Source organism: Mesobacillus maritimus (assembly GCF_044803185.1).
In the GTDB taxonomy this organism is placed as follows: domain Bacteria; phylum Bacillota; class Bacilli; order Bacillales; family Cytobacillaceae; genus Mesobacillus_B; species Mesobacillus_B maritimus_B.
The window spans coordinates 933,201-953,725 of sequence record NZ_CP085225.1 but is presented as its reverse complement, the minus strand read 5'-3'; the positions used below and the strand labels follow the sequence as shown (position 1 = coordinate 953,725).

Sequence of the window (20,525 nt, the reverse complement as noted above, 5' to 3'; positions counted from 1 at the left end):
TCTTCCACCACTGATGGAAGCATCACTTTATTTTACATGATTAGGTTGAATTTAGCTATCATCTCATTATATGTACTTCTGGAAAAAAAAGAGGCCGCGAAAAATGAATATATTCGCCGCCCGTTGATTTTATATTTTCTTAGTTAGTATGTTTTTTTATTGGGGAGAATTTACCCCTCTCCCATATAAATCCTTATCGTTGAGCCTTCTTTCACTTTAACACCTGCAGATGGTGATTGTTTAACCACTTTATCTCCTTCACCACTAGTATCAATTTTTAAATTTACAAACATCTCTCGAATTTCTTTTTTAGATAAACCAACCAGGTCTGGAACTTCAATCATTGGGGTATCCAACCATGTAAGTTCTTTTTCAACTTGTTCCTTTCTCGGTTCAACCTCCAAGGCATGCAAACTACTTTCCATTATGTTCCCCACGATTGGAGCTGCGACAACACCACCAAATTGGACGGTACCTTTTGGGTTATCCACTGCAACATAGATAACTAATTGCGGATCATCCGCGGGGGCAAACCCAATAAACGAAACAATATGATTGTTTTCTAAATACCTTCCACCTTGAGCCTTTTGCGCTGTTCCCGTCTTTCCACCAACACGATAAGATTCGACGAAAGCACCTTTTCCAGAGCCTTGTGCAACAACAGTCTCAAGTGCACGTCTAATTTCTTTCGAGGTTTCTTCTGAAATGACTTTTCTTTTTGCTTCCGGCGACTTTTGCATGACAATTTCTCCTGTCGCGGGGTTAACTAGCTCCTTCGCAATATACGGAGTATACAGTGTCCCACCATTCACCGCTGCAGAAACAGCAGCTACCTGTTGGATTGGTGTAACCGAAACACCCTGACCAAACGCAGTCGTTGCTTGCTCTAGTGGTCCTACTCTATCTATATTAAATAGAATTCCCGCTGACTCGCCTTGCAAGTCAATTCCTGTTTTTTGTCCAAATCCAAACCCGTGAACATATTTGAATAACGTTTCCTTTCCTAGTCTCTCTCCAAGTTCAACAAATCCTGGGTTACAAGAGTTCTGAACCACTTCAAGAAAGGTTTGGCTACCATGTCCACCTGATTTCCAACAATGAATTCTCGTTCCCGCCACTTCAATATGCCCTGGGTCATGAAAATTGTCCTTATCCAAATCCACTTTTCCTTCTTCTAGTGCAGCTGCTAAGGTAATAATTTTAAAGGTTGAACCTGGTTCATACGTACTCCATATTGGTAAGTTCCGGTTATACACATCCGGGGAAACAGTTTGGAAATTAGCAGGATCAAAATTAGGTCTACTCGACATCCCAAGGATCTCTCCGTTATTTGGATTCATGGCGATTGCGATGATTCCATCAGGATTATATTTCGCCTCGGCAATATCTAATTCTCTTTCCATAATTGTTTGTACTTTACTATCGATTGTCAGCTTCAGGTCAAGACCGTCTTTTGGCGGTTCATAATCATCCGCCATATCTTCCATTCTCTGCCCTTTTGCATTTGCGTAAAATTGGACTGAGCCCTGCTCGCCCTTTAGTTCCTCATCATAATATAATTCAAGTCCCATTAATCCTTGATTGTCAATTCCCGCAAAACCAAGAACATGTGATAAATAATCGCCAAAAGGGTAATGCCGCTTGGAATCTTCGCCAATATAGATCCCTTTCAAATTTAGTGCCCTTACTTCCTTCGCTTTTTCATGTGAGATTTTTCTTGCCTCATTGATTCTTACGATAGACTCTCCTTTTGTAATGTATTGATAAACCTTTTCTGTCTTTATGTTTAAGACAGGCGCAAGCTTTTTGGCAGTCTCGTCCGGATTTTCAATTTGCCTCGGAACAACCCAAACCGTGGGCGCACTAATATTCGTTGCCAAAGCTACACCGTTCCGATCAACAATTTCTCCCCGCTTCGGTTCAAAAGGAATATTTCGACTCCAAGAACTTTTCGCTTTATCCGTTAGCCAATCCCCCATAAAAAACTGCACATACCCAAGCCTAATATCAATAATTAAAAAAACGAGAATTCCTACAACAAGAGTAAAGGCTAGTCTCTTCCTAACCGTCACATTAGATACACGCATATAACGAACATCCTCCTTCAAATACCCCCCAACAGCACTTACGCCATGTAAGCCACATCCTAGGTATACTGCTTGTTCAAATATATGCTTGTACGAAAACCAATATAACCACAAAAGCCGAAGCGGCTCGATCAGCTCCGACAGGCATAAGACGAGCCCTAGTAGCTGAAGCTGGACAACACAAGGAGTGTAACCATTCGATTCGATGTTGATTTATCGTAGGAGATGGGTGAAGTCTATTGAAATTCACTTTTGATTCCCATACTTGAACAAGTATCATCACTATGGGCAGTGAAATTCACTTACTGTTCCCATACTTGAACCATCACCACTACTATGGGCAATGAAATGCTCTTTCCGTTCCCATACTTGAACCATCATCACCACTATAGGCAGTGAAATTCACTTACAATTCCTATACTTGAACCATCACCACTACTATGGGCAGTGAAATGCTCTTTCCGTTCCCATACTCGAACCCTTATCACTACTATGCTCAACATTGAAACACCCCCATAGCTTCCCAAACTTAAAGAAACGTTCCCAAACAAAAAAACAGAGGTTAGTCGTATACGACTTCCTCTGTTTCATTATTTTCAGCGCTTGAACTATCGTCTACCGTTTCACTTTCACCCTCACTATTGTCACTATCCTTAGCCGCTTCTTCAGCCTCTACTTCCTGAAGCGGAGTGGTAAGCTCTACAATTAAATACTCGCCGCTACTTACAGACGTCCCAGGTTTTATACTTTGTTTTGTTACAAAGCCATTTCCAGCCTTGTTTAAGTTTAACTCTGCAATTTTAGCGAATTTCATTGTATCTCTAAACGACCAATTCATCATATCCGGAACAATGATTTCATCCCCAGATGTTCTTAACAAAATCCGTTCTCCTTCAAGTGTGTTCACGCCCGCCTCTGGTAATTGACTAACTATTTTTTCACCATTACCAACTACCACTGGCTTTAAGCCTGTTTCTTGAAGTAGTTTTTTCGCTTCGTCAATCCCCTTCCCAGAGACATTAGGAACCTCATTTGAAGTAATTTTCCCTTGGGAAGCAGGTTGGATATTTAAATATTGCAAACTACTTTTCATAACCGGATTAAAAATCATCGAAACAGGAACGGAGCCATTTGTACTTTCATCAATTTGTGGCTGTTGAACAGCCACAAAAACAATTAATTCCGGATCCTCTGTTGGAGCCATTCCTAAGAAGGAGAATAGGAAGTTTTCACGCCCTGTTAAATATCTTCCATCATCCCCAGGAATCTGTGCGGTGCCTGTTTTTCCAGCAACATTATACCCTTCGATTCGATAATTTCCCCCGGTACCATGCTCTTCATTTGTAACGGTAGTTTCGAGGATTTCTCTTACCTGTTTAGCGGTTTCAGGAGAAATAGGTGTCCCTGCAATTTCAGGTTCAATTTGTTCAATTACTTCTCCAGTGTTGGAATCAACAATTTTATCAATAATTCTAGGTTTCATCATTTTCCCGTTATTCGCAACGGCTGTAGCGGCCTGAACTAATTGCAACGGAGTCATGGTCGTCCCTTGCCCAAATGACGTGGTCACTTTTTCAATGGGCCATTCATACTGAATCTTTCCTGATACTTCGTTAGGAAGTTCAATTCCTGTTGGTTTATCAAAGCCAAATGCCGTTAAGTAGTTTCTAAATGTGTCTACACCCATTTTTTCGTTTACTAATTTTGCAACAGCGACATTGGACGAGCGTTGAATTCCTTCAAGATACGATATCTCACCCCACCCCCTACCGTAGTTATGGTCACGAATAGGAACGGATTTTGGTGTAACTCGATAAGAACCAGACTGAAAAGTTTCATTTGGGTTAAAAACATTTTCCTCTACTGCAGCAGCCAAAGTAAAGGTCTTCATGGTTGACCCCGGCTCAATAGTTGTTTCAATAATTTCATTATGCCAGCTTTTATCGATTCCTTCTCTTGTTTGCGGGTGGAATGTCGGCCTTTGGCCCATTGCTAGAATATCACCCGTTTTTGGGTCCGCTACAACCGCGATGATTTTTTCTGGTTTATATTCCTCATCGACCCGGTTCATCGCATCTTCAAGAAACGTCTGAATTTTTTTATCAATCGTTAAGTAAATATTATCGCCGTTCTCTGCAGGTGTAATATCCTTTTCTGCATCTGGTAACAAGAAACCCCAAAGATCACTTTTAACCTTCAAAGACCCATTTTTTCCTGTCAGAACCTCATTATAACTTTGCTCTATCCCCAGCTTCCCGCTCGTTTCTGTTCGCCCGGCATCGTTTTCCTTTTTCTCAACAAAGCCAATTAAGTGAGAGGAGAATACACCATTTGGATAAAACCGCTTAGAACCTTTAGTAAAAATAATGCCCGGTAGTTTTTCCTTTTCTAATTCACTTTTAACTTGATGAGAGATGTCCCTGCCCGCGACACCAAATTCGATCTGAAACGGTCCATCTTTCGTTAAGCGTTGAAGTATCTCTGACTCATCCATATTAATATATTTAGCAAGAACCTTCGCTGTTTTTTCTGGATCAACAACATGCTTTGGTTCTTTTGGATTCGTCGTCATACTTTCATCGAGAATAGCCACTAATGTGTAGGCGCTCGCATCTTCTGCAACAACTTCATTATTTCGGTCGAAGATTGTCCCTCTAACTGCCTCAATCACTGTCTCATTTGAATACTTTTGTTGAGCTTTAGCCGCAAGGACCTGGCCGTCCACCTCACCTGTGATTTGAATGGATAAAAATCGATAAATTAAGATAAAAAAGAGCAGGCTGAATATGAAAAACAATCCAGCTGCTCCTACATTCATATTTGGCTGTTTCCTGTTCATTGTCCCTGCACAACCTTAACATTGTTCTCATTTAGGCTTAAGCCGAGTTTTTCAGCCTGTTCCTTAATCCGTTCATAGCGGCTCAACTCACTAATTTGCATTTCTAAATCGCTATTTACCTTATGCTGGTCTTGAATCGAGCTTTCTACAAGCTGAATTTCTTTATTCACCTGGTAAATATCAGCTTGTTTAGAAATGATAAAGGCCGCTCCAATACAGAACAAAACACCAAATGAAAAAATTAATATTCTTTCTCCAGGGGACAGCCAGTTGAATTTTCTCGGTGCGACCGGTTTCGGTGCAATTGATGTTTGCTGATACGAATGCTGCTGTTCTTCCTGCTGTATTTTTTTAGCAAGATTGCTCATCCTATTTCCTCCTGTTTAATGTTTTGTTCTGTCGTACTGTCTCGTGGGTTACAACTTTTCAGCAATTCTTAGCTTCGCAGAACGTGCCCGATTATTTGCTTCGAGCTCTTCCTCAGAAGGGAGAATTGGTTTCCTGGTAATTAGTTTAACCGACGGCTTAAATTCCTCTGGAATAATTGGCAAACCCGGTGGCAATGGGGGGATCTCACTAGCTTTTTTCATTGTCACCTTACAGATTCTGTCTTCTAATGAGTGGAACGTAATCACGCTAATCCGTCCACCTTTTCCCAGCATATCCATGGCTTGTTCTAAGGAATCTTCAAAAACTTGGAGCTCGTCATTAACTGCAATTCTAATTGCTTGAAAGATTCTCTTGGCAGGGTGTCCACCCGTTCTTCTGGCCGGAGCAGGAATCGCTTCCTTGATTAGTTCCACAAGTTCACCAGTTGTATTAATCGGCTGAACCGCCCGTGCAGCTTCAATTTTCCTTGCAATTTGTTTCGAAAATTTCTCTTCTCCATAACGAAAGAAGATTTTAACTAACTGCTCATACGTCCATTTGTTCACTACTTCATAGGCTGAAATTTCAGCATCCTGATCCATTCTCATATCTAGAGGGGCATCGTGATGATAACTAAATCCACGTTCGGGATTATCTAGCTGCGGAGAAGAAACACCCAGATCATAAAGCACCCCATCAACCTCATAAACTCCCCGTTGTTCTAATTCTTTTTTTAAATGAAGGAAATTGCTTTTGATGATGGTTAACACATCACCAAATCTCGCCAACTTTTCTCGGGCATTTTGAATCGCTGTTTCATCCTGATCAAATGCGTATAGCTTTCCATTTTCAGAAAGCCTCGATAAAATCAACTCGCTATGCCCAGCACCCCCGAGAGTACAATCCACATAAATCCCATCCGGCTTAATATTCAGTCCTGATACTGCTTCTTCAAGTAAAACTGTTGTATGTTTAAACATGTCTTTCCCCTTTCCAATCGACAGGTGATATTATTATTTATCAGAATAATATTACCTTTAAATATCGAACCCAATCATATTTTCCGCAATTTCAGCAAAAGATTCCTCTGATTGTGCGAAATATTCTTCCCAAATGGCTTTGCTCCATATTTCAATCCGATTGGAAACACCTAAAATGACACATTCCTTTTCCAGCTTGGCATATTGAAGAAGCGTAGATGGTATATTGATTCTTCCTTGTTTGTCAATCTCACTCTCGGTAGCACCTGAAAAGAAAAATCGGGTGAATGCACGTGCATCTTTTTTGGTTAGTGGGAGGCCTTTGAGCTTGTCCTCAATCACAGCCCATTCAGAGACGGGATAACCAAACAAACATTGATCTAGTCCACGAGTAATGATGAACATTTCACCTAGACCTTCTCGCAATTTAGCGGGAACGATTAGGCGACCTTTGATATCAATGTTATGATGGTATTCGCCCATGAACATACCCATTAACCCCACTTTCTAAAACAAATGTACCACAATCCCCCACTTTCCTCCACCTATTTTTAAATATTCGTTCCCACTATCTTTATTCCTGCAAAATAGCCATATAATCAAAGGAGTTTTCATCTACAAATCCATTGGTTTTTCAACAAAAAAAAGACTCCAAATAGGAGTCTAAACTTTAATAACCTTATGGGTACCGTCAAATTTAAAGGATAATGTCAAAACAGCAGAGAAAAAGTCAATTCCATACTGATTTAAATAATAGAAGGGATTCCATACTCTTTCTTGTGGTGAACCATTTGGTCTAAGAGCATTTTCCACTCTAGTGAATTTCTTCAAAACATCATCATGTTTTCGACAGACTGATTCATAAACCTTTTTCTCCATAAATTCAATCTGCTTTAAAAGAATTTTTTCGTTCTTTTCTACTAACGGGAGCAAAGCCTTGTCAACATGTGCTGACTTCGAACGAATCAGTTCATATTGAGCTTTTAACTGATTTTTAGCCCCTTCCAGCAACTCTTCAAGTTCGCGGTCTTTCATCGAATCAATAAACTTCAATTCATGTTGATTTGTTCCGTGTTCTAATACATCCTGGAGGTTTAGGTTTAATTCATCTAAATCCGTTTCAATTGAGCGGTCCAAGAAAGTAATATTAAGTCTAGGTACTAGAGGTGGCATTTTCACATTAAACTGTTCAAACACATGCTTCAGTTCCGCCCAATAAGCTATTTCTCCAGGTCCCCCTATAAAAGCTATTGTTGGGAACAGCCATTCCTGCATTAATGGTCTAGTTACGACATTGTTGCTGAGTCTCTGAGGAAATTCTGTTGCAATCGTGAGTAATTCATCCTTAGTTAAGGATATTTCCCCATTTTTACCATAGAAAAGACCATTGGTGCCATCATATTGAAGTAGAACCCGTTCATTAGTAGTTGGGGCTGTGTAAAACAAGTTCACAGCATCGTCACCGATGTCAATCGCTGGCTTGAAACCAGCTTTGGAAATGATTTGCTGCTGGGTCTTAACACTTGTCGTGATTTCCGTGTGATGATTTATTTGCTGAATAAAAAATTCACTCTCATACCGACGAAGTTCCTTATCCCCCGAATCAAGAATGAGCAACCCATGATCTTTAAACATTTCCATAATAATCATCGCAAAAAAATCGACAAAGGTTTCTGATACGTCTAAAGCCTTTTTAGTAAATTCCCGAAGAGTATTGGTGTAATGTGTTTCACCAAATGACTCGATAATCTCATCAATCCAAGTTAAACAAGTGTCCCGATTTAACGTGGTATCCGAAAGCATACACTTTTGAAGGTTTTTTTCGGGATAAATGGCCTTTTCCAGCTTATCATTTCTTAATGTATAAACATGGTTGACCTCTTGATAATCATGATCCTCCCCTGCAATCCAAAACACAGGGACTACTGGTACACCCAGCTCCTGTTCCTTTTGTTCAGCCAGCTTAATGATGGAAATCACTTTATGAACAGAATAGAGAGGACCGGTGAGCAGACCTGCTTGCTGTCCGCCTATTACGGCTACACTATGTTCGAGCTTTAGCTTTTCAATATTTTTCATTACCTGATTTGAAGAAGGAAAACGGGACATGAAATGTTCAATATGTTGAGCGATTTCTTGTCTAAAGAATTTCCTAGCTGATAATTCCTCTAAACGGGTTTTATAATCCGAATCCATCTGATAATTATAATGAAAGAAGCTCTGGATTTCTGCATCACCATCAAGATAACCTGTAGCAAATCGGTTAGCTGCCGGGAGCGAGAGATTCAAAATCTCCATGTAAAAGTCTTCCTTTCTCGTAACAATTTTCACTCTTTGTAGTATAGCATTGTTAGTTTCGAAAAGAAAAAGACTTTGATTAAGAGAAGCAACGATTATGTACAAATTACAATATAGCTACAACTCCAGAAACCCGTTGGACTATTCCATAAATAATCAAGACAACATAGGAGAAGAAAAAGAGTAAAAAGTTCATTCGCCAATAACCTTTAAAAACTCGAGTGTATTCAATTTCCTGTCGAACCTTCCAATGATAAAGAACAAAAATAATGGCTAAGATAATTAAAATAAGGAGGATAAGCCACAGATATGATTTGCCCCAAATAACAACTATCAAAAAATGATTCGAAATAATTAATAATAAAGTGCTGAAATCTATAGCTCTTTGTACAGAGCGCTTATGATTTTTAGTAAGTTGTTTGCTGAAAATAAACATCAGAAGGTAACCAACTAAAGGCAATGTCACAAGTGTAGCCGCAGCAACAGAAAGGAAACCCGTCACCTGAAATCCTCCTCTTTATATTCTTTCCCTTTAATCAGATTGTAATAGTTTCGGGTTAACGGAGCTTGCATCTGTTTCCGTTTTGCCTCTTCTAGGACAAATCCTAAAATGGCATCGATTTCCGTCTCCCTACCTGCCACTATATCCTTTAACATGGATGAATGATTAGCAGAGGTTTTTTTACAAACAGAGATCACATTTGCAAATTGTTCCTCCCGATTATGTATGTTAAGAATCTGTACAATTTCTTCGAAAAAGCTTATAACAATTTGATAAAAATAGGGATTACTTACAAGTGTGCCATTTGGGACCTGAAAGGTAGCTGTTAGTGGATTGATAATACAATTGACAATCAGCTTTTTTTGCAAAATCGGTAGATAATCACCCTCTAGGATAATCGGAAAATTTGCTGGAGTTGAGCTGACCAACCACTCTAAATAGTCCTCATTGCCACGATAGGCAGCAGATTTCGTTATTCCATAACCATTATGGGAAACTGTATACTCATTAACCCTTGCGGCCCCATGCTCAACAGATCCAAGATAGATTCTTTGAGCATTGAGTTCTGAAAGCCACTTAAGATGTCCCATCCCATTTTGCAGGAACAACAAACTACCCCAACCTTTAATCCGATCATTTAGTACAGGTAGAATCGTTGGAAGGTGATACTGCTTTACGGTTATAATCGTCAGCTCTTCTGAACCTGTCCAAAGTTCAAATGGAATAGCTTCCACCCAAACTGTTTTTGTTGTACCGTCAACCATTAAACAGACCCCATTTAAATTAATGAGTTCAGCCTGCCTTTTCGAACGCGTATAAATGGTTACCTGATTTTTTTCACTTAAATAATATGAAAATAATAAACCAATTGACCCTGCTCCAATAATCCCAATTTTCATCATTTTACCCCTATTTTAGTCTTTAGATATATTTTACCAGATACCTGTTTACCTTTGGGATTTTTTCAACAAGGAGCCGAATTTAAAAGGGTTCTGAAACATACCCCGTGATTTATTTTAGAAAGTATTCGTTATGCTAAGAACATCGCACCATACGCTAATGCTCCGACAATCACAAAAGCAGGATGGACCTTCCATTTTTCAAGCAAAATGAAACTAGCTACCGTCAAAATTAGAGTCTGAACAATGCCAATTCCCTCATAGGCAGTCGAAAAAAAGCTAAAGGTCATTACACCTAAGAGGACCCCAATCGTTGGCCGTATATAGTTTGTCATTCTTTTAACTTTTGGAGAATTTTTATGACGATAAATAACACTCAAAAGAACAATCATAAGAATAAGTGAGGGGGCGACTGTTGCAAAAATCCCAATTGCAGCACCTAGGATTCCTCCTTGTTGGAATCCTATATACCCAGCCATCTTGGTCGCAATTGGTCCTGGCAATGCATTACCCATTGCTAAGACCTCACTAAATTCTGCAATTGAAAGCCAACCATACCGATCTACAACCTCATTCTCTACAAGGGGGATTGACGCAGGGCCACCTCCATAACCAACAATCCCTGGAATAAAGAGGGCTAAGAAAATTTGCCAATAAATCATAGTCCCACCCCTTTATCTACATTTTGTTCATGGTTAACCTCTTTATCTTTCTTAAACAAAGCAAATAGAAGCAATATTGCAATTAGAACCGCTGGGTGAAATTTGAAGAACTCTAATAAAAATAGACTAGCAACGACAAGCAAACTAGAGTAGAAGATTCCCAGTGTATCCTTTGATTTTTTTAAAAATTCCCATGTTAATGTCGCAAGCATGACCCCCACAACCGGAACTACTGCCTTCGTCATCCCCGAAACCCAGGGGAGGTTTTTAAAAGAAGATAATGATGTCAATAATACAATCATTAAAAAAATAGTTGGGATAATCGTCGCTAGTACAGCTGTAATCGTGCCTAATAGCCCCGCTACACGATACCCTATTTATCCAGCCATCTTGGTAGCAATTGGGCCCGGTAGCGCATTTCCAAGTGCTAGCACATCTGCAAATTCATCTTCATTCATCCATTTGTAGTTCTTGACCACCTCTTTGTGAACAAGTGGAATCGAGGACGGTCCCCCTCCATACCCTAATAGTCCAACTCGAAAAAAAGCTAAGAATAGCTGGACTTGTTTCATACATTACACACCCTTATAAAATATATATCTTTCCATCTAGCGTAAAGATCGGTCTTATATCTTTTCTCGAAGCGTAGCCAATTTCCTTTTTTCTTGTTTGTGGACATCAAATTGAAGAACACATCACACTTGAGAACTAGAGATAGTTTCGGAGGATTAACAGCGGTTTAAAGAAGGAGGGGAAATGAAAAGATTTTTGTGTGAAAATATTGGAAGGCGCTTTCTAATTAATAAGTGCAGAACTTTTCCTCTATTTATAATATAATAAAAATATATACTAAAAGGCTGCTATTATTATGGGTGTACTACACATCCAACAGAGAAGAGCAGTAATATAGGGGGATTGACGGTGACACACAAAGTAGAAAAACTTAAAATCAACTATAAAACTCTTGAAGAATTTAAAAGGTTTAAGCAGTATGGGCGACAGGAGTTGTCGATGTTAGAAGATCTTGAAGCAAATATGATTGAGAACGATAGTGAATCTCCATTTTATGGGATATACTTTGGTGATAGGCTTGTTGCTAGGATGAGCCTCTATCAAATTGATGCCAAATTTGACCGATATTTTAACCCTCCTCAAAATTACTTAGAGCTATGGAAACTCGAAGTATTACCTGATTACCAACAAAAAGGATACGGAAGAGCACTTGTTGAGTTCGCAAAATCCCAGGGACTTCCAATTAAAACAAACGGAAGAATCAATTCTTCTGATTTCTGGACAACAATGGGGTTTTCCCCGGCTACTTATGAGGTTGAACGGGATCGAGGAGAGAATCCGTTTGTCTGGTTTCCAGATGGTGTAACCGAGCAAGTACACGATTCAAATTAATATGTAGCGCCTATGGAGGATTTCCATAGGCGCTTTTTCCCTCTATTCCTCTCATGTTTTCATCTACCTAACTCCCTTAGTTTTCCTTGTTTCCCACCATTTTTCTGGCCCGATCCATAATATCAACCAGAGCACGGTGATCGCCTTCTATGGTTTTTAACTCTTCCTTGAGCTTTTCATTCTCAGCAGACAACTGAAAGACTTTCTTCTCAAGTTCTTTTACTCGTTTATCACACTTGGAAATATTTTCCTTCTGGATGCTAGTCTTTTCTACCTTTTCTTGTAAGTCATCTAGAAAGCTTTTTACGACATCGATGGTGATGGTCCCCACCTCATTAAGGTCTGCAGCATCTTCAACCGCCTTTTCTATGGCTGGTTCATCTTCTACTTTCTTGGACTGCTTTTTTAATTCCTTCCGTTGCTTTTTTGCCAGTTCAATCCCGGATTGATATTGTTTGCGTACAAATGAGTTCCACCGGAAGCCACAAGCTGCACCTGTTCTGGAAAGTTTTTTCCCAACTTCTTCGAAAGCCTTAAGCTGTGTTCCACCTTCTCTTATATGTCGAAGCACCGTTTCCGCAAGCATCAGATCTTCATCATCGGTCCAAGCATCTTGGCGTGTTATAGGCATTTAAATATCCCTCCTAGTTTTTTATTCATTCATATGCATCTACTAGGAAAGATAGAATATGCCTTTTACTTTTTATCTGTTACTATTTCCTTAAAAATTCCTCCACTTTTTGATGATGTATTTCCTTCCCCCAAAGGGTTGCACAATTTATTGCCTCCTGTTCAATTCTTTCCAAGATAGAGGCATCTGACCATTTCCTACGTAAGATTGCTACGTAGGCTGATAAAACTCCTACTTCCTTTTCAATTAATTTACCAAGAAATGCAGTACAATTGGTATAAGGGTCCCCCTCAAAAATGTGGTCTAAAAACCCGATATTTAAGAGCTCATCAGCTGATAACATCGTACCATCCGTAAGCATTTTTAAGGCCGTAGAAGCTGGAAACTTTTCACATAAAATCGATCCTCCGCCCCATCCAGTAGTGATTGCTAAGTTACCTTGAACAAAGCCTGCTTTCATCTCCTTTCTTCCTAGACGAAAATCACAAGCAGTTGCTATCTCACACCCTCCACCAATCGCAACCCCATTCATTAGAGCCACCGTTGGTTTTGGCAATAAGAGCAATTCACTTATAATTTTCGCCATTTTAGAAAGCATTGGATAGGCATCTTCTTTCGTCTTTAACAAATGAAATACAGATAAATCCCCACCAGAGCAAAACGCCCTGTCACCAGCTCCAGTAATAACAAGCGCTTTAATTTCCTCAGCTTTAGCCATTGAAATTGCTACCTCAAGCCCGTCCATTATCTCATCATTTACAGCATTTCTCTTTTCAGGTCTGTTGATGGTATAAAATAATATACCGTTTGCGTCTTTTGATATAAGGTATGACTCCATTTCTTCACCCATCCCCTTGATTACAGTAATATTCCAACTATTCTATAATATCTTAACAATATATCTACCTTAAAACACGCAAAAAAAGCACAGGAGCTAGTCCTGTGCTTTTTTTAAGAAAGTAATATTAGTCGTTTACGACTTCTTTCCCTTTGTATGTTCCGCATTCTTTACAAACACGGTGAGCTAGTTTCATTTCACCGCAGTTAGGGCATGCAACCATGCCTGGAACTTGCAATTTGAAATGAGTACGGCGTTTTCTCTTCGCAGTTTTAGACGTTCTTCTAAATGGTACAGCCATTCTTCCCACCTCCTTAAAGAGAGTTAAAGGTAGTTTTAGTAAAACCCCACATTGGAAGTCTCACCTTATGAGGCCAGTCAGAACTGGGCTTCATATTTTTTAGATGATTTAATTTTCACCTGAATCATCTTGTTCAAAAAATTTCGCGAGGCCAGCAAGTCTAGGATCTACCTTTTGTTGCTTTACTTCATCTTGAATAACTTCCCAGTCCTTACCTGACTGAGGAGCTCCATCCTTGCTTTGGTCGTCCTCACAAAAAACCTGCATTGGAACCTCTAGCAAGAGGATTTCCCTTATAACAGGCATCAGGTCGATCACATCACCCTGTACTTGATGCATTTCCTCCTCTGTTTCATACTCAGGAGTATCAAGTAGGAAGGTTTCAGTTGTTTCGACATTTACTGGATATTTGACATCAACCAATGTACGAGAACAAGGAAGGATAAGATAACCCTCAATACGAATATGAAAGGTCACTTTCGTTGCACTGATGTCAACCCGGCCCTTTATATGCATCGGAGACACTTGACGAATGGATTTCTCAACTTCTTTGATCTCATCCACCCTGACATATTCGTCAACCGTAAAATCCTTGTTTCGATATTTTTGTAACTGACTCATTGTCCATTTCATAGAATCACCCCAAGGCAACAAAGGTAATTATAGCTTTCGCTTACCTATTTGTCAATATTTTTTCTTTACAGTATAATGTAGACGGTGTTACATGAATTTAAACCCTTTGTACGGGGTTTCAGTTTAGTATAGTACATTAAGTTCCTTTAAGGAACAAAAAACAATTCGGGACTTCCCGTGAGATTAAAAGGTGGAAAAATGAAAGCAGTCGGGGTAATCGTTGAATATAACCCATTTCATAATGGTCACAAGTTTCATCTTGATCAAACAAAAAAACAAACTGGAGCTGACATTGTTATTGCCGTAATGAGTGGTAACTTTCTCCAGAGAGGGGAACCAGCACTAGTATCTAAATGGGCAAGAACAGAAATGGCTTTATACGGTGGGGCTGATATCGTTTTTGAACTTCCCTACTTCTTTGCAACCCAAAATGCAGATATCTTTGCAACTGGTGCAGTTTCACTCCTAGCAGCAGCTAATTGTCACTCCTTATGTTTTGGTAGTGAAGCCGGTGATATACATACCTTTACAGAAACTCTTCATTTTCTTAGTGAAAAAAATGATGAATTTCAAGACAAAATTAAGGAATATAGTAGCCAAGGTGTAAGCTATCCTAAAGCATTATCTTTAAGCTTTGAAGCTCTTTCACCTGGTAGACATTTACTTGATTTATCAAAACCAAATAATATCCTTGGCCTGCAATATGTTGCGGCTATTCAACAACAAAATTTTGCCATTAAACCGTTAACCATAATTAGAAAAAATGCAAATTATCACGATGAGCATTTTGCTTCATCTTCCATTGCCAGCGCAACCAGTATTAGAAAATCTCTTTTTTCTGAGAATGGCTCCATTGAAGGAATACACTCGTATCTACCACATACTACCTATGATTTACTCCATAAATATAAAAAGGAATATCGACAATTTCATTCATGGGAAGATTATTGGCACCTATTAAAATATAAGCTTCTTCTTAGCAGTCCAGAAGAATTGAGAGGGATTCACGAAGTCGAGGAAGGTCTCGAAAATAGACTGCAACATGCCGCACTTCAAGCAGATTCTTTTCATGATTTTATGGAACAAATTAAAACAAAGCGATACACATGGACAAGGTTACAACGCGTTTGCCTGCATATTTTAATGAATGTAAAAAAAGCTGAAACGGCAAATAAAAAGCACCCTGAATATTTAAGGTTACTTGGGATGAGTGCGAATGGTCGGGAATATTTGCGGAAAGAGAAAAAGAACCTTCACCTTCCACTTGTGTCAAAACTGTCGGCCAATAAACAACTGCTTGACCTCGATATTCGTGCTTCAAGGCTGTATGCTCTAGGGTTAAAAGGGAAAAATGAGCAAGAACGTTTATTATCCCTTGATTTTAAACAGCCTCCGATTCAACTTTAGGTAAAGGACCCTCATAAAAAACATTAACCCTCAAAACAAGCTCCTCAGCTTGTTTTGGGGGTTAAGTTTTCTAAATAGTCAACTGCATCTTCAAACGTATCAATTGGAATAATCCTCATACTTGTATCAATATCCTCAGCTGTTCGAACAGCTGCTTGATAGTTTGAATCTTCAGCTCCCTCTTCATTTGGAGCTAAAAAGAAATCTGCGCCTGCCTTATCCGCAGCCACCACTTTCTTTTCTATCCCACCAATTCTACCAACCGTTCCGTCAGAAGAAATAGTCCCTGTTCCGGCAATTTCATACCCTTTTGTCAAGTCTGTTTCAATTAACTGATTGTAAATTTCAAGTGAAAACATTAGTCCAGCTGATGGCCCACCAATTTCATCTGTCTCCACATCCACCTTAGGCGAAACTATTATTTCTTTGTCATCAACAAGAGAAATACCAATTCCTACTCTTTCGCTCAGCTTATCAAACTGTTTAATCCCCAGAACGACTTTGCTTTCTTTCTCTTTTTTATCGACCGTTAAGGTTACTTCATCTCCTGCTTGTTTTTCACCTACATATTCGATAAACTCCGCCGAGGAATTAAATCTTTGCCCATCAATTTCAATAATCCGATCTCCAGGGGTCAACTTCCCCTCAGCAGGCATCCCTGGAATCACTTGTAGAACATAAACCCCTTTATAATCATAATCAATTGGATATCCCGCGCTCCTATATGCAACCTCAATCGCATTGGTTTTTGAACTATCCATCATATGAAGCTGTCTCATCGTGTATTCTTCATCGGTCTCGTTTTCTCCCCTGATTTCTTCAACGGGGTGGATTTCTTGATAATCACTTAAATGAGCCAGTAAATAAGAATAAATATTCGCCCTTCCCATTCTAATCGTTGTGAGCATAAAGCTCCCTTCTTCCTCATACCCGCCATCTACCTCGATGATTGGCTCCAGCTCTTTAGCCATTCCAGGTTTAGATACATAATAAGGCAAATAATAAAAAGAACTTGCAAAGAGGAGAATTGCGATTAAAAGAGTTAGACGAAAAGATCCTAATTTTTTCATGGTGATTGAGGCTCCTTCCATTGTTCAATAACTTGCTTAATTTTTACGATATGATTTCTTGCTTCTTCCTCACCAATCGCAATAATCTCGTCTATATTCGTAAATGCTCTTGAACTATAGTTTTCAACCCTAGGCCTCAACATAATATCAGAGGCAACCTCTCGATTTGTCACAAGTTCCATTTGCATAATATCAATACTTTGCATGATAACGTCAAATATAGAGTTGATTTCCGAATTAGTATTTACATGCGAAACATCCACTGCAATCACAATATCTGCGTTCATTTCTTTTACCACTGAGACAGGAATTCGGTCTACAACACCACCGTCAATTAAGAGCCGACCATTTAATTTCTCTGGGGTAAAAATTCCCGGGATTGCAATACTCGCTCTGACTGACTCCGCAATGGGTCCCTCTTTAAAAACGACCTTCTCCCCTGACACTAAATCAGTCGCTACTACTGCGATGGGAATATCTAATTCTTGTATTTCTTTTCCATGGGTAAAAATCCGAATTAATTCCTTTACCCTTTTCCCAGCGATGAACCCCATTTTGGGTACTGTAAAATCAAGATAATACTTCCGCTTAAATGCCTTTGAGAGCTTGTAGAGTCGATCAATATCCAGTCCTGCTCCATAAAAACAGCCCACCATCGCCCCCATACTACTTCCAGCTATCATATCAATCGGGATTCCTTCATCCTTCAATACTTTAATGACTCCAAGGTGGGCAAACCCTCGAGCTCCTCCAGACCCTAGAGCTAAACCTACTTTTGGACGCCGCAAACGATTTCCTCCTTTATTCAATTAACCTTGAACTTATTTAGTGCCTCCCTACTCTTTCCTTCAGCCGTTGAATCATGAAGTGAAGAGATAACACGATAAAGTGAAACTTCCATCAGTGGGGGCTCCATCCCCCACTGATGGTTAGTTGAACCAATCGGGCATTTACGGGCAGTTAACCGCCCACTTTTCCTTCTCGATTCCTCTAAGTCTTGAATTCGGGTTTCACTGCCCGTTAATCTGCGATAAACTTTTGGTCTAATTTACATAGTCGTTAGCATATTGATTTTATATGAGGACAAGGTATTTCGTGGTTTAAACAGCTTTATTGTTTATATATGGTTTATCTTACTTCAACAGAACAACACTTAATGCCAAGCTTAATAATTGCTTTACCATTTGATGAATATTCCTATTTTATCACTGTTTAGTTAGGTTTTACAGCAGTAGACCTGCGGAGGGAGGATTTACGTGCTAAAGTCAAAAATTAAAACGGGGGTACTAGCTAGCTCCGTTACGGGTATGGCCGTCTCAATGATTATTTTTCCGCAGGAATCATTGGACGCTTCAATAAGAGGATTAAATATGTGGTGGGAAATTGTATTTCCATCGTTGTTGCCTTTTTTCGTTGTGTCGGAACTACTGATTGGCTTTGGGGTGGTTAAATTTATCGGGGTTCTCCTAGAACCGCTTATGCGCCCCCTATTCCGAGTACCAGGGGTCGGTGGCTTTGTTTGGGCAATGAGTATGGCGTCTGGTACCCCATCAGGTGCCAAGTTGACAGCGCGGCTCCGGCAAGAGGGACAAATTACTAAAATTGAAGCAGAAAGACTCGTTTCTTTTACCAATGCCTCCAGTCCTATTTTTATTTTTGGAGCAGTAGCAGTTGGATTCTTCCATAATGCGCAACTAGGTGTACTAATAGCCATCGCTCACTATCTGGGGCTTATAACAGTCGGCTTAGTAATGAGGTTTTACGGAAAAAGCGAAACACCTAAAAAACAGGATAAGAAAAAACGCATCACCATTGGCGATGCATTCGCAGCCCTACATAATAGTCGAATCAAGGATGATCGTCCAGTTGGGCAACTACTTGGTGATGCCGTTATGTCGTCGATTCAAACGCTATTAATGATAGGTGGCTTTATCATTATCTTTTCCGTCATCAATAAATTGCTATTTCTTTTAGGTGCTACTGCGTTTCTAGCTGGATTTATTGAGTATCTTTTAAGTTTAATCGGCCTAGACAAATCGTTGAGTATGGCTACTATTTCTGGGCTTTTTGAAATAACAATGGGCAGTCAGATGGCCAGTCAGGTTCAGGAAGTAACCTTGCTTCAACAGGCCATTATTACAAGCTTCTTCCTTGGATTCAGTGGGTTTAGTATTCAAGCTCAAGTAGCAAGCCTACTTTCACAGACCGACATCCGGTTCCAGCCTTTCTTTCTTGCAAGGATACTACACGGTTTTACAGCGGGGATTTATGCATTGTTATTATGGGAACCTATCTATCTCCGACTCCTACAAAATGAACAACCATCAAACGCAATGCCTGTTATGAACCGAATTTATGAAGAAGGAACAAAGCTAGCTGACTTCCATTCATCAATGGCCCAGGTTGGTCCACTGATTACTATTGGCTTCCTAGCTCTTTACGTTATTATTTATTATAAAAGGATGCCAACCAAATAAAAGCGAGCCATGATGGCTCGCTTTTGCTTATTTTGGAAATTTGCTATTTAGCGCTTTTTCAACCTCAATTGGAACTAATTCAGAAATTTCTCCATGGTATTGAGCAACCTCTTTCACAATGCTAGAGCTAAGGAAAGAATATTGATTGTTTGTCATGATGAAAAATGTCTCAATCCCTTTATCTAGTAAGCGGTTCATTGAAGTAATCTGCATCTCGTATTCAAAATCAGAAACTGCCCTTAATCCCCGGACAATTGCATTTGCATTAACACTTGCAGCATACTCGACTAAAAGACCATGGAAAGTATCTACTTTCACATTTGGGATGTCTTTAGTCACTTGTTTAATGAGTTCCATTCTCTCTTCCACTGTAAATAATGGGCGCTTAGAAGAATTATTTAGAACAGAAATATAAATCTCATCAAATACCTTAGCTGCTCTTGTTATAATATCCAAGTGCCCGTATGTTATTGGGTCAAAACTCCCTGGGACGACAGCAATGCTAGCCATTTAAATTTCCCCCTCATTGTGCTTTTTATATGTAAATACTGTAACTCCAATAATACCATATTCTTCATGCCTAATTTGCTCAAATCTACCAATTTTTGTTGGGAGTTGTGTTTCTGACCCATGTTCGCAAACGATTACCCCACTGTCACTCAGTAGGTTCGCACTATCCATCATTTCCATCAACTTAATTAACTGTTGTTTTTTATAAGGGGGATCCAGGAAAATATAATCAAAGCAAATCTCCCTTTTACTCACAGCCTTAAGTGCTCTAGATGCCTCGTTTCGATATACCTCTGCCTGTTCCTCTAAATCGCAGTCACGTAAATTCTCTTTTATTGTCTGTATAGCCTTACGGTCTAGGTCGACGAAGATAGCCTTTTCTAGTCCTCGACTTAGTCCTTCTATTCCGAGACCACCACTACCTGCAAACAAGTCCAATCCGATTCCACCATTAAAGTATGGTCCAATCATATTGAATATCGCTTCTTTTACCTTATCCGTAGTTGGTCTTGTAGAGTTTCCCGGGACCGCTTTTAGTCCCCGCCCTTTTAAGACGCCTGATACAACCCTCATCTTTTAAACCCCTTCATTCCTTAAATCAATTCTACCTTATCCTAC

General features: G+C 39.5%; 20 protein-coding genes and 1 pseudogene. 3 read left to right on the top strand and 18 right to left on the bottom strand.

Going from position 1 to position 20,525, the window contains the following annotated elements:
- Window positions 1–170 precede the first annotated feature (170 nt).
- The 10 genes and pseudogenes from LG336_RS04705 to LG336_RS04660 all read right to left on the bottom strand — a co-directional run bounded on the left by LG336_RS04705 (window position 171) and on the right by LG336_RS04660 (window position 11,208).
- On the bottom strand, window positions 171–2,087 hold the full coding sequence (locus tag LG336_RS04705; RefSeq protein ID WP_404331415.1) for a stage V sporulation protein D: 1,917 nt from the start codon (window positions 2,085–2,087) through the stop codon (window positions 171–173).
- Window positions 2,088–2,649: 562 nt separating this feature from the next.
- Complete coding sequence (locus tag LG336_RS04700; protein ID WP_404331413.1) at window positions 2,650–4,926, bottom strand: penicillin-binding protein; 2,277 nt, start codon at window positions 4,924–4,926, stop codon at window positions 2,650–2,652.
- Window positions 4,923–5,294 carry a cell division protein FtsL gene (gene ftsL / locus LG336_RS04695; protein ID WP_404331411.1) on the bottom strand — a complete coding sequence of 124 codons (372 nt, stop codon included), beginning with the start codon at window positions 5,292–5,294 and terminating at the stop codon, window positions 4,923–4,925. The genes LG336_RS04700 and ftsL overlap by 4 nt, the downstream gene beginning before the upstream one ends.
- Window positions 5,295–5,342: 48 nt before the next feature.
- Entirely contained in the window at window positions 5,343–6,275 is a 933-nt protein-coding gene (gene rsmH, locus LG336_RS04690) for a 16S rRNA (cytosine(1402)-N(4))-methyltransferase RsmH (RefSeq protein ID WP_404331410.1), read from the bottom strand.
- A 57-nt stretch (window positions 6,276–6,332) separates the two neighbouring features.
- On the bottom strand, window positions 6,333–6,764 hold the full coding sequence (mraZ, locus tag LG336_RS04685; protein ID WP_404333097.1) for a division/cell wall cluster transcriptional repressor MraZ: 432 nt from the start codon (window positions 6,762–6,764) through the stop codon (window positions 6,333–6,335).
- Between the two features lie 174 nt (window positions 6,765–6,938).
- Window positions 6,939–8,573, bottom strand: a complete 1,635-nt coding sequence (gene bshC, locus LG336_RS04680) for a bacillithiol biosynthesis cysteine-adding enzyme BshC (RefSeq protein ID WP_404331409.1) — start codon at window positions 8,571–8,573, stop codon at window positions 6,939–6,941.
- Between the two features lie 106 nt (window positions 8,574–8,679).
- The gene (locus LG336_RS04675) at window positions 8,680–9,075 is read right to left on the bottom strand and encodes a DUF3397 domain-containing protein (protein WP_404331407.1); all 396 of its coding nucleotides are present in this window, start codon (window positions 9,073–9,075) and stop codon (window positions 8,680–8,682) included.
- Window positions 9,072–9,977, bottom strand: coding sequence for a 2-dehydropantoate 2-reductase (locus LG336_RS04670; protein WP_404331406.1), 906 nt, complete (start codon window positions 9,975–9,977; stop codon window positions 9,072–9,074). The genes LG336_RS04675 and LG336_RS04670 overlap by 4 nt, the downstream gene beginning before the upstream one ends.
- A gap of 128 nt (window positions 9,978–10,105) precedes the next feature.
- Window positions 10,106–10,636, bottom strand: a complete 531-nt coding sequence (locus tag LG336_RS04665; protein ID WP_404331404.1) for a chromate transporter — start codon at window positions 10,634–10,636, stop codon at window positions 10,106–10,108.
- A pseudogene (locus tag LG336_RS04660) lies at window positions 10,633–11,208 on the bottom strand (chromate transporter). The gene LG336_RS04665 and the pseudogene LG336_RS04660 overlap by 4 nt, the downstream one beginning before the upstream one ends.
- A gap of 349 nt (window positions 11,209–11,557) precedes the next feature.
- On the opposite strand from LG336_RS04660, the gene LG336_RS04655 reads away from it, so the two are divergent.
- Window positions 11,558–12,040 carry an N-acetyltransferase gene (locus LG336_RS04655; protein ID WP_404331403.1) on the top strand — a complete coding sequence of 161 codons (483 nt, stop codon included), beginning with the start codon at window positions 11,558–11,560 and terminating at the stop codon, window positions 12,038–12,040.
- A gap of 76 nt (window positions 12,041–12,116) precedes the next feature.
- On the opposite strand, the gene LG336_RS04650 is transcribed toward LG336_RS04655, so the two are convergent.
- The 4 genes from LG336_RS04650 to LG336_RS04635 form a co-directional block, all read right to left on the bottom strand.
- Entirely contained in the window at window positions 12,117–12,671 is a 555-nt protein-coding gene (locus LG336_RS04650; protein ID WP_404331401.1) for an RsfA family transcriptional regulator, read from the bottom strand.
- Between the two features lie 82 nt (window positions 12,672–12,753).
- Window positions 12,754–13,509 carry an enoyl-CoA hydratase/isomerase family protein gene (locus tag LG336_RS04645; RefSeq protein WP_404331399.1) on the bottom strand — a complete coding sequence of 252 codons (756 nt, stop codon included), beginning with the start codon at window positions 13,507–13,509 and terminating at the stop codon, window positions 12,754–12,756.
- A 127-nt stretch (window positions 13,510–13,636) separates the two neighbouring features.
- Window positions 13,637–13,810, bottom strand: a complete 174-nt coding sequence (gene rpmF / locus LG336_RS04640; RefSeq protein ID WP_046522242.1) for a 50S ribosomal protein L32 — start codon at window positions 13,808–13,810, stop codon at window positions 13,637–13,639.
- A 108-nt stretch (window positions 13,811–13,918) separates the two neighbouring features.
- Complete coding sequence (locus tag LG336_RS04635; RefSeq protein WP_404331397.1) at window positions 13,919–14,443, bottom strand: YceD family protein; 525 nt, start codon at window positions 14,441–14,443, stop codon at window positions 13,919–13,921.
- A gap of 198 nt (window positions 14,444–14,641) precedes the next feature.
- Between LG336_RS04635 and LG336_RS04630 the strand changes: the two genes are divergently transcribed.
- Window positions 14,642–15,850: a nucleotidyltransferase gene (locus tag LG336_RS04630; RefSeq protein ID WP_404331395.1), complete on the top strand. Its 1,209-nt coding sequence runs from the start codon at window positions 14,642–14,644 to the stop codon at window positions 15,848–15,850.
- Between the two features lie 44 nt (window positions 15,851–15,894).
- Here the strand turns inward: LG336_RS04630 and LG336_RS04625 are convergent, their stop codons facing one another.
- Window positions 15,895–16,920 (bottom strand): SepM family pheromone-processing serine protease, encoded by a 1,026-nt coding sequence (locus LG336_RS04625; protein ID WP_404331394.1) that lies wholly within the window; start codon window positions 16,918–16,920, stop codon window positions 15,895–15,897.
- The gene (locus LG336_RS04620; protein WP_404331392.1) at window positions 16,917–17,708 is read right to left on the bottom strand and encodes a patatin-like phospholipase family protein; all 792 of its coding nucleotides are present in this window, start codon (window positions 17,706–17,708) and stop codon (window positions 16,917–16,919) included. The genes LG336_RS04625 and LG336_RS04620 overlap by 4 nt, the downstream gene beginning before the upstream one ends.
- Window positions 17,709–18,176: 468 nt before the next feature.
- On the opposite strand from LG336_RS04620, the gene ylbJ reads away from it, so the two are divergent.
- Window positions 18,177–19,397 (top strand): sporulation integral membrane protein YlbJ, encoded by a 1,221-nt coding sequence (gene ylbJ, locus LG336_RS04615; RefSeq protein ID WP_404331390.1) that lies wholly within the window; start codon window positions 18,177–18,179, stop codon window positions 19,395–19,397.
- Window positions 19,398–19,424: 27 nt separating this feature from the next.
- On the opposite strand, the gene coaD is transcribed toward ylbJ, so the two are convergent.
- Window positions 19,425–19,907 carry a pantetheine-phosphate adenylyltransferase gene (gene coaD / locus LG336_RS04610; RefSeq protein ID WP_404331388.1) on the bottom strand — a complete coding sequence of 161 codons (483 nt, stop codon included), beginning with the start codon at window positions 19,905–19,907 and terminating at the stop codon, window positions 19,425–19,427.
- A complete protein-coding gene (gene rsmD / locus LG336_RS04605; protein ID WP_404331386.1) occupies window positions 19,908–20,480 on the bottom strand; it encodes a 16S rRNA (guanine(966)-N(2))-methyltransferase RsmD in 573 nt (190 codons plus the stop codon).
- Window positions 20,481–20,525 lie beyond the last annotated feature (45 nt).

What these genes read in the sequence shown, in the direction of transcription:
- LG336_RS04705 (WP_404331415.1), bottom strand. Translation starts at nt 2,087, where the DNA reads ATGCGTGTATCTAATGTGACGGTTAGGAAGAGACTAGCCTTTACTCTT.
- LG336_RS04700 (WP_404331413.1), bottom strand. Translation starts at nt 4,926, where the DNA reads ATGAACAGGAAACAGCCAAATATGAATGTAGGAGCAGCTGGATTGTTT.
- ftsL (WP_404331411.1), bottom strand. Translation starts at nt 5,294, where the DNA reads ATGAGCAATCTTGCTAAAAAAATACAGCAGGAAGAACAGCAGCATTCG.
- rsmH (WP_404331410.1), bottom strand. Translation starts at nt 6,275, where the DNA reads ATGTTTAAACATACAACAGTTTTACTTGAAGAAGCAGTATCAGGACTG.
- mraZ (WP_404333097.1), bottom strand. Translation starts at nt 6,764, where the DNA reads ATGTTCATGGGCGAATACCATCATAACATTGATATCAAAGGTCGCCTA.
- bshC (WP_404331409.1), bottom strand. Translation starts at nt 8,573, where the DNA reads ATGGAGATTTTGAATCTCTCGCTCCCGGCAGCTAACCGATTTGCTACA.
- LG336_RS04670 (WP_404331406.1), bottom strand. Translation starts at nt 9,977, where the DNA reads ATGATGAAAATTGGGATTATTGGAGCAGGGTCAATTGGTTTATTATTT.
- LG336_RS04665 (WP_404331404.1), bottom strand. Translation starts at nt 10,636, where the DNA reads ATGATTTATTGGCAAATTTTCTTAGCCCTCTTTATTCCAGGGATTGTT.
- LG336_RS04650 (WP_404331401.1), bottom strand. Translation starts at nt 12,671, where the DNA reads ATGCCTATAACACGCCAAGATGCTTGGACCGATGATGAAGATCTGATG.
- LG336_RS04645 (WP_404331399.1), bottom strand. Translation starts at nt 13,509, where the DNA reads ATGGAGTCATACCTTATATCAAAAGACGCAAACGGTATATTATTTTAT.
- rpmF (WP_046522242.1), bottom strand. Translation starts at nt 13,810, where the DNA reads ATGGCTGTACCATTTAGAAGAACGTCTAAAACTGCGAAGAGAAAACGC.
- LG336_RS04635 (WP_404331397.1), bottom strand. Translation starts at nt 14,443, where the DNA reads ATGAAATGGACAATGAGTCAGTTACAAAAATATCGAAACAAGGATTTT.
- LG336_RS04630 (WP_404331395.1), top strand. Translation starts at nt 14,642, where the DNA reads ATGAAAGCAGTCGGGGTAATCGTTGAATATAACCCATTTCATAATGGT.
- LG336_RS04625 (WP_404331394.1), bottom strand. Translation starts at nt 16,920, where the DNA reads ATGAAAAAATTAGGATCTTTTCGTCTAACTCTTTTAATCGCAATTCTC.
- coaD (WP_404331388.1), bottom strand. Translation starts at nt 19,907, where the DNA reads ATGGCTAGCATTGCTGTCGTCCCAGGGAGTTTTGACCCAATAACATAC.
- rsmD (WP_404331386.1), bottom strand. Translation starts at nt 20,480, where the DNA reads ATGAGGGTTGTATCAGGCGTCTTAAAAGGGCGGGGACTAAAAGCGGTC.